At 46.2% G+C, this 7,415-nt stretch carries 6 protein-coding genes and 1 pseudogene; 1 reads left to right on the top strand and 6 read right to left on the bottom strand.

Features of this window, described 5'->3' with window-relative positions; genetic code table 11:
- A pseudogene (locus tag Q0314_RS09725) lies at nucleotides 1-1,052 on the top strand (GTP pyrophosphokinase); the annotation flags it as partial.
- 180 nt (nucleotides 1,053-1,232) lie between these two features.
- Here Q0314_RS09725 and Q0314_RS09720 read toward each other — a convergent pair.
- The 6 genes from Q0314_RS09720 to Q0314_RS09695 all read right to left on the bottom strand — a co-directional run.
- The gene (locus tag Q0314_RS09720; protein ID WP_298058585.1) at nucleotides 1,233-1,931 is read right to left on the bottom strand and encodes a vWA domain-containing protein; all 699 of its coding nucleotides are present in this window, start codon (nucleotides 1,929-1,931) and stop codon (nucleotides 1,233-1,235) included.
- 194 nt (nucleotides 1,932-2,125) lie between these two features.
- Nucleotides 2,126-3,643, bottom strand: a complete 1,518-nt coding sequence (locus Q0314_RS09715) for a 2-isopropylmalate synthase (RefSeq protein ID WP_298058583.1) — start codon at nucleotides 3,641-3,643, stop codon at nucleotides 2,126-2,128.
- Nucleotides 3,644-3,766: 123 nt separating this feature from the next.
- Nucleotides 3,767-4,546 (bottom strand): CDP-diacylglycerol--serine O-phosphatidyltransferase, encoded by a 780-nt coding sequence (gene pssA, locus Q0314_RS09710; RefSeq protein WP_298058581.1) that lies wholly within the window; start codon nucleotides 4,544-4,546, stop codon nucleotides 3,767-3,769.
- Nucleotides 4,527-5,171: a phosphatidylserine decarboxylase gene (locus tag Q0314_RS09705; protein ID WP_298058580.1), complete on the bottom strand. Its 645-nt coding sequence runs from the start codon at nucleotides 5,169-5,171 to the stop codon at nucleotides 4,527-4,529. The genes pssA and Q0314_RS09705 overlap by 20 nt, the downstream gene beginning before the upstream one ends.
- A 4-nt stretch (nucleotides 5,172-5,175) precedes the next feature.
- The gene (ftsH, locus tag Q0314_RS09700; protein ID WP_298058578.1) at nucleotides 5,176-7,104 is read right to left on the bottom strand and encodes an ATP-dependent zinc metalloprotease FtsH; all 1,929 of its coding nucleotides are present in this window, start codon (nucleotides 7,102-7,104) and stop codon (nucleotides 5,176-5,178) included.
- 18 nt (nucleotides 7,105-7,122) lie between these two features.
- The coding region (locus Q0314_RS09695) for a 50S ribosomal protein L11 methyltransferase (protein ID WP_298058576.1) at nucleotides 7,123-7,415 on the bottom strand (293 nt) is incomplete at its 5' end.

Here is a 7,415-nt window from a genome sequence, read left to right as displayed (position 1 = left end):
CCCTAAACTACAAGCTAAAACAGGCCAACGCGCAGTTTGCCTCGCTCATCTCGCTCTATCCCGAGCACTCGGTTTTACACTACGACCTAGCCCTTAGCTATGCGCAGCTTGGCAACTTTAGTATGGCAGCAAAGCACTTTATCATGAGCTATCACCTAGATCCGACGAACCACCTAGCGGGCGTGCTGGGCGCTATCGCAAACGACATAAACGCCGTGGATAACACCAAACTACTACAAGAAATTTCAGAAAATCTCGACCACGACGCAAGCTCAAAAGACGCACCGGTTAGCCAAGCTCTAATGGCACTCATAGCAAATAATAGCGGCGCTTTAATGCGCTGGCTGGAGGAAGAAAAGGAAGAGAGCGCGCTAAATTTGGCCTTTGACGCGATAATCGCAAAGATGACCGACAAGGGCTCAGAGTTTGCTAAAAAGACGCAAATTTTAAAGGCTAAGCTACCTGAAGATATCGTGGCAAATATTCTTGATTTTATCGCAAACTACAAGGATGAAGGCATCAAAAAATACGTCGAGCAGATCCAAATTTACTTCCACGACAAGCGACTAAACGACGCTGCGTTTTACCACGGCGCAAACATCATCAAAGAGCAATACATCAAGCTTTTGCAAATCTCGGGCCTACTAAACTACGAACGCCAGAAGTTAAAAGCGCTACTAAAACAAGGCGCCAATAACGCCGACTTGCTCCAGACGCTAGCCTACATCGATATTTTCACGAATGATTTTGAAGAGAGCTATCAGATCTACAACCGCATAATCGACGAGTTTAAGATAAACGATGCGGGTACGCTGTTTCTAGCTGCCGTGGCTGCGATCGGCTCAAATCACCCGCAAAACGCTACCGCACTTTTGGAGCTATCCAAGCTCACCGATCCAAACGCAATGGAGAGCCGCGTGGCGCTTGGGCATCTATATCAAGAGATCGATAATATCGAAGCCGCGACGATACAATACGGACTAATAAAAGATCCAAATTTTAAAAGCAAATTCGTGGATTTTATGATTGATTACGAGAAACTGAAAAAGTAGTTTTATTTGGGCGATAGGGCGATAAACTCGTTGCAAATTCGCCCGCATAATTTTTATAGATTAATAGCACCGAAGCGAAGCCGTATTTGTCAAACTTCGCCCTGCTCTATAACTTGCTGGTTAAAAAACAACCGCAAATTTAACCAAAGCACGGCACTAAGCCGCGCCTAAAGCCAAATTTTACTTATCCTCAAGCACCTTTTCGCGCCACTTCGAGCTTGATTTTTTATCCATCGCCATATCTTTAGACATCTCGGCCGCAGCCTCAAAGTTTTTCTGCACGCCTTCGCTATTATTTTGATATTTAACGGCATTTGAACGCTGTATGCCGATGCTCTCGGCCTCGCTAGCCGCATCGATATTCGCTCCCAAAAATATAAACTCCCAGTCGTATTTTTCCTGCTTGTCGCTTATCATTTTTTTGATCTGCGCCTTTGAGTACTCCTTGCTCGAGTTTTCTTGCCCGTCGGTAATGATGACAAAAAGCACGGCTCTGTTTTTAGCGTAGATATCATCGACTTTTGAGATTTTATTTATCGTGTCGCCCACAGCGTCTAGTAGCGCGGTGTTGCCGCTAGCGACGTAGTCCTTATTCGTTAGCTTTTCGACCTTTTTGATATCGGCTCTATCGTGCAGCGTCTTAAAATTCGTATCAAAGAGCACCGTAGTTACCTTTGCGTCTACGCCTGCTTCTTTTTGCTTGTCAATCATCGAGTTAAAGCCGCCGATCGTATCGCTCTCAAGTCCGCTCATAGAGCCTGATTTATCTAGGATGAGCACCATCTCAAGCTGCTTTGGTTCTGATTTTTGCGGCGCTTCCTCGCTTTTAGCAAACGCAAACGCCCCGATAATCATCAACAAAAACGCGATTTTTTTCATATTTTCTCCTTTGAAAAATTTGGCTTGATTATAGCAAATTTTAACGGCGCGGCGGTAAATGCGAGAAAGTTTAAATTTGAGTTTTGTATTTTTGTTGGTTTTAAAACAAGCCGAATTTAAAGGTTAAATTTAGAAATTTAAGGCCCGAATTCGAGCCTTAAATTTGCTAAGCGGTGCGGTTTGGCCGCTTAAATTTACTTCGAGGCGCTAATTTTAACGTAGCTGTTTAGCGCGCCTACGTACGCTTTGGCGCTCGCCGTCATCGTATCGATATCAAGGCCGTGTCCGATGACGGTTTTGCCGTCAAATTCGACCTTCACTACTACGTTTGCCAGCGCGTCTTTGCCTTGCGAAACAGCGTTTACCTTATAGTCTTTTAGTACGCCGTTTATGCCGCTTAGACGGTCAATTACCTTAAATATCGCGTCCGCCGTACCGTTGCCAAGCGCCGCGTCGCTCTTGATCTCGTCTGCGTGACGAAGCGTGATAGCAGCGCTGCTTAGGCCTTTGTTGCAGCTGCTTTGCGTTAGCGTCAAAAACTCGAAAACTTCGGGGATCTTGATGATCTCGCTAGTTACCAGCGCGCGCAAATCGTCGTCAAAGATCTCTTTTTTCTTATCCGCTAGCGCCTTAAATTTCTCAAACGCCTCGTTTAGCGCGCTATCTTCTAGCTCAAAACCAAGGCTTATTAGCTTATCTTTAAAGGCGTGGCGACCCGAGTGCTTGCCTAATATCAGCGAGTTTTTATCCAGTCCGATGCTCTCGGCGCTGATGATTTCGTAGGTTTCTTTGTGTTTTAGCACGCCGTCTTGGTGGATGCCGCTTTCGTGAGCGAAGGCGTTTTTGCCGACGATGGCTTTGTTTGGCTGAGGCTCGATGCCGATGATGCCCGCTAGCAGGCGCGAGCTGGGATAAATTTCTTTATAAACTATGTCCGTGTAAAGCGGTGCGAATACGTCGCTGCGCGTCTTTATCGCCATCACGATCTCTTCAAGCGCGGCATTTCCCGCACGCTCGCCGATGCCGTTTAGCGTGCACTCTACCTGCCTGGCGCCCGCTTTTATCGCAGCTAGCGAGTTTGCCGTAGCTAGGCCTAGGTCGTTGTGATTATGCACGGAGACGACTGCGCGACCGTTTATAAATTTAACCATTTCTCCTATGCGAGCGGTAATCTCCTCGGGATATAGATACCCCACGGTGTCTGGGATGTTGATGGTTTTTGCTCCGGCGTTTATAGCGGCGTCGCAAATTTCTTTTAAAAAGCTCATCTCGCTCCTGCATGCGTCCTCGCAGCTAAACTCTACGTCGTCGCAGAAGGTTTTAGCGTATTCCACGGCTCGCACGGCACGCCTAATCACTTCATCTGGAGACATTTTTAGCTTAAACTCCATATGGATCGGGCTTGTGGCGATAAAGGTGTGAATCCGTCTGTTTTTAGCAGGCGCAATAGCCTCTCCCGCAGCCTTTATATCTCCGTCCACGGCGCGAGCAAGCGAACAGATAGAGGCGTTTGAGGCTTGTTTAGCGATCTGATGTATCGCGTCAAAATCGCCCCTACTAGCCGCCGCAAAGCCAACCTCCATGACGTCTACGTTTAGGCGCTCTAGCTGGCGCGCGATACGGATTTTCTCCTCGGTATTCATCGATGCGCCGGGGCTTTGCTCGCCGTCGCGAAGCGTAGTGTCAAATATTATAATTTTATTTTCGTTCATTTCTTATCCTTTTTTATAGTTTTAGTTTGTGTGGTTAAATTTGATTATTAGGGTGTGAAAGAGTCGCTGCTTAGCGCAGCAGCAGAAGTAGAGAGAAAAATGCGTTAAATTTGACGTTGCCGTTCATTCGCTCTCCTTTTGGATTTTTTTGTTTTTAAGTCTCATAAAAACGTATCTGATTATACCGTAAGAAACATAAACGCTCATTAAAGTCGTAACCGCTTCGATGGGGCAAACGTAAATAGCCGAAAACGCAACCGTAAGTCCGACTAAGATGCGCAAAAAGTCAGCCCTTTTGAGATCTACTTTTTTAAAGCTCGGGTAACGGATGTTGCTTACCATCAAAATAGAGAGCAAAATTTGCAAAAACATCAAAAACCACTCGGCGCTCCTAGTAAAGTCGTATTCTAAGCTTAGCCCGACCCAAAATGCCGAGACTATCGCTGCCGTAGGTATCGGAAGGCCGATAAAAACGGACGGCTCATATGTGCCCGTCATTACGTTAAACCTCGCAAGTCTAATGGCTCCGAAAACCACAAAAAGCGCGGCTACTAGCGAACCCAAACGCCCAAAGCTGTGTCCGACCGTAAAATAAAAAAGCATCGCCGGCGCGACGCCAAAAGCTATCACATCGGCAAGACTATCAAACTCTACGCCGAATTTCGACGTAGTTTTAGTTAGCCTCGCCACTCGTCCGTCAAGTCCGTCCAAAAAAAGAGACAAAACGATGTAAATAATAGCCTTAAAAAAATAGCCGTTGGCCTCCTCGACCAGTCCTGCGCTAGCCGCGATGTAGCCGCGCACGGAGACGATGATACTAATGATACCCAAAAACGCCGAAGCCGCCGTGAATAAATTCGGCAAAATATACATTAACTGAAGTTTATGCTGATTGTCTTGCATCTTTTTCCTCGTAGCTAAAAAACCCTAAAATGCCCGCGCTTGCCACTTTTTCGCCTACGCTAACGCTTATTCTCGTATTTGCGGGCAGTATCAAAACCACCTCGCCGCTGCCTAAAAAGCCAAATCTCCTGCCAGCTTTTAGTCGGCTGAAATTTTCAAATGAAATACCCTTACTAAGAGGTCCGGCGATGACTCGGATCGCAAATTTATTATCTAAATTTTTACATACGAACAAGGCTCGCTCATTTAAATTTTTAGAAGCCTCCATGGCGTTACACAAAAAAAGTCCGTGCCTTTGTTTAGCTTCTAAAAGCTCCATATCGTAAGGAGCTCTGAGCGCACCTGCGTCAAACACGCCCTTACGGATAGTTATAGCAACGCACTGCGTATCAAAATAGTAAATTTTATCTATGCTTTTTATCTTGCCATCGATCGGGCTAAGCACGGCGTAAGTATCGTCGCTGCCTAGCGCTCGCTCTGGGTTTCTAAACCAAAATATGCAAAGCGCAAAAAGCGCGAAGAATAAAATTTGACACGCGCCTAAAATCAGTGTAAGCAAAAACAAAAGCCCTAAAGCAAAAACGTATTTGTAACCCTGTTTTGCGATTAGCCCGATGTTTTGCATTTCTTTACGCTTGTTCCTCTTTGTTTTCTTCTAAATTTACGAGCCTGCTAGGCATCCCGCGCTCTTTTTCGTAGTTTGCGATGATCTCTCTAACCTTCGCGCCCTCGATAGTTTCCTCTTCGTAAAGCGCCTCTACCATCTTTTCTATCGCGTCGCCGTAGGTTCGCAGCGTCTCTAGTACATGTTTATAGCGCTCATCAAGCGTGGTTTTGATAAATTCATCCACTTTTTCCGCCGTTTTATCGCTATAGTCCCTATCGGCCTGACCGCCGGCTAGGAAAGTACTGCGGCGTTTTTCAAGCACCATAAGTCCCGCGATATCGCTCATGCCGTATATCGAGATCATCGAGCGAAGTATATCGGTCGCGCGCTCTAGGTCGTTACCCGCACCGGTCGAAATCTCTTTTATAAAGACCTCTTCTGCTGCACGCCCTGCTAAAAGCACATCCACTTCAGCCATCAGCTCGTGGCGCTGCATCATAAATTTATTCTCTTCAGGAGTATGAAGCGTGTAGCCAAGCGCCGCAAGTCCGCGCGGTATGATTGATACCTTGGTGACTCTATTTGCGCCCTTTGTCGTCTCGGCGATAAGCGCATGTCCGCTCTCGTGATAGGCCACGATGCGCTTTTCTTTCGGATTTATGCGGCGAGATTTTTTTTCAAGACCAGCGATAGCTCTCTCGACAGCCTCGAGTAAGTCCGCCTGCTCAACTTTGCCTTTTTCTTTTCTGCCCGCTAGTAGCGCGGCTTCGTTTATGATGTTTGCTAGATCCGCACCCGCAAGGCCCGCCGTCATGCGTGCGATATCCTCGATACTAACGCTATGGTCAAGCTTAATATCTTTTATATGTACGCGTAAAATTTCGATCCTACCTTTAAAATCAGGCTTATCGACGAGCACCTGCCTGTCAAATCTGCCCGGCCTTAAAAGCGCTGCGTCAAGCACCTCCGGACGGTTGGTTGCAGCAAGCACGATAACGGGCGACGCATCCGAGCTAAAGCCGTCCATCTCGGCTAAAAGCTGGTTTAGCGTTTGCTCGCGCTCGTCGTTTCCGCCGATCATGCCGCTAGCTGCACGGCTTTTGCCGATAGCGTCGATCTCATCTATAAAAACGATCGCCGGAGCTTCTTTTTTCGCATTTTCAAAAAGATCCCTCACGCGGCTAGCACCCACGCCGACAAACATCTCGATAAAACTTGATCCAGAAACTGAGAAAAACGGCACATCTGCTTCACCCGCGACGGCCTTTGCAAGCAAGGTTTTACCCGTACCCGGAGGTCCAACCAAAAGCACGCCTTTTGGGATTTTTGCGCCCAAATTTATATATCTATCAGGGTGCTTTAAGAAATCCACAATCTCTTTAACTTCTTCTTTTGCTTCCTGCACGCCCGCCACGTCGGCAAATTTAACCTTCGGCTTTTCAGAGTTTACAAGCTTTTTAGAGCTTCCCATCCCAAGGATACCGCCGCCCATATTTCGCTGCATGCGGCTAGCCAAAAACATCCAAATTCCAAAGAAAATAAAAATAGGAAGCACCCACGAAAAGAGCATTTCGGTAAACCAGTTCGTCTCGCTATACGCTCCATAAGGGATCTTTTGCTCCTCCAAAATCGGCACTAGCGTTGGGTCGTTTACTCTTTTGGCAAAGTATGTTCTGCCGCCGTTATCCACGGCTTTTATCGAGGTTTCGGAGATGCCCACCTGCGCTACTTGCTTGTTTTTTATCATCTCTTTTATCTCGGAGTACGAGGTACTTTTTGAGCCGGCCGCGCTCTGTCCTAGTAGCGTACCGTCCATCTCGCCGCCTCCGAGCCCGCGAAATGCCACCACTATTATGATAGCAAAAATGGCGAAAATCAAAATCGGATTTTTATTAAAAAAATTATTTCCACCATTATTTAAATTTTTATCATCGTTTTTTCTATTATCCATTATCTTCCTTAAATTATTTTACGCTTTTTGAAATACGAAGCTTTTCCACTCGTTTTTGGTTTGATTTTCTACCAGTTTGAGCGACGAAAAAGCCTCTAAAATTCGCGTTTCGTATTTATCCAAAACGCCTGCTAAAACGAGATATGAGCCCTCTTTTAGCAAATTTATCAAATCATTTTTTAGCATTAGTATCACATCGGCGATTATGTTTGCTACGACGACGTCGTATTTTTTATCCAAATTCGCCACCGAACCGGTCCAAATTTGATTAAATTTAACCCCGTTTAGCTCGGCGTTTTTCTGCGAGCTTT

Origin of the sequence: uncultured Campylobacter sp. (genome assembly GCF_938040115.1) — a bacterium.
GTDB lineage: Bacteria > Campylobacterota > Campylobacteria > Campylobacterales > Campylobacteraceae > Campylobacter_A.
This window is presented reverse-complemented; position numbering and strand designations above follow the sequence as displayed.

Bases quoted from the DNA above. Each gene is read 5' to 3' on its own strand.
- ftsH (WP_298058578.1), bottom strand. From the start codon at position 7,104: ATGGATAATAGAAAAAACGATGATAAAAATTTAAATAATGGTGGAAAT.
- Q0314_RS09705 (WP_298058580.1), bottom strand. From the start codon at position 5,171: ATGCAAAACATCGGGCTAATCGCAAAACAGGGTTACAAATACGTTTTT.
- Q0314_RS09720 (WP_298058585.1), bottom strand. From the start codon at position 1,931: ATGAAAAAAATCGCGTTTTTGTTGATGATTATCGGGGCGTTTGCGTTT.
- pssA (WP_298058581.1), bottom strand. From the start codon at position 4,546: ATGCAAGACAATCAGCATAAACTTCAGTTAATGTATATTTTGCCGAAT.
- Q0314_RS09715 (WP_298058583.1), bottom strand. From the start codon at position 3,643: ATGAACGAAAATAAAATTATAATATTTGACACTACGCTTCGCGACGGC.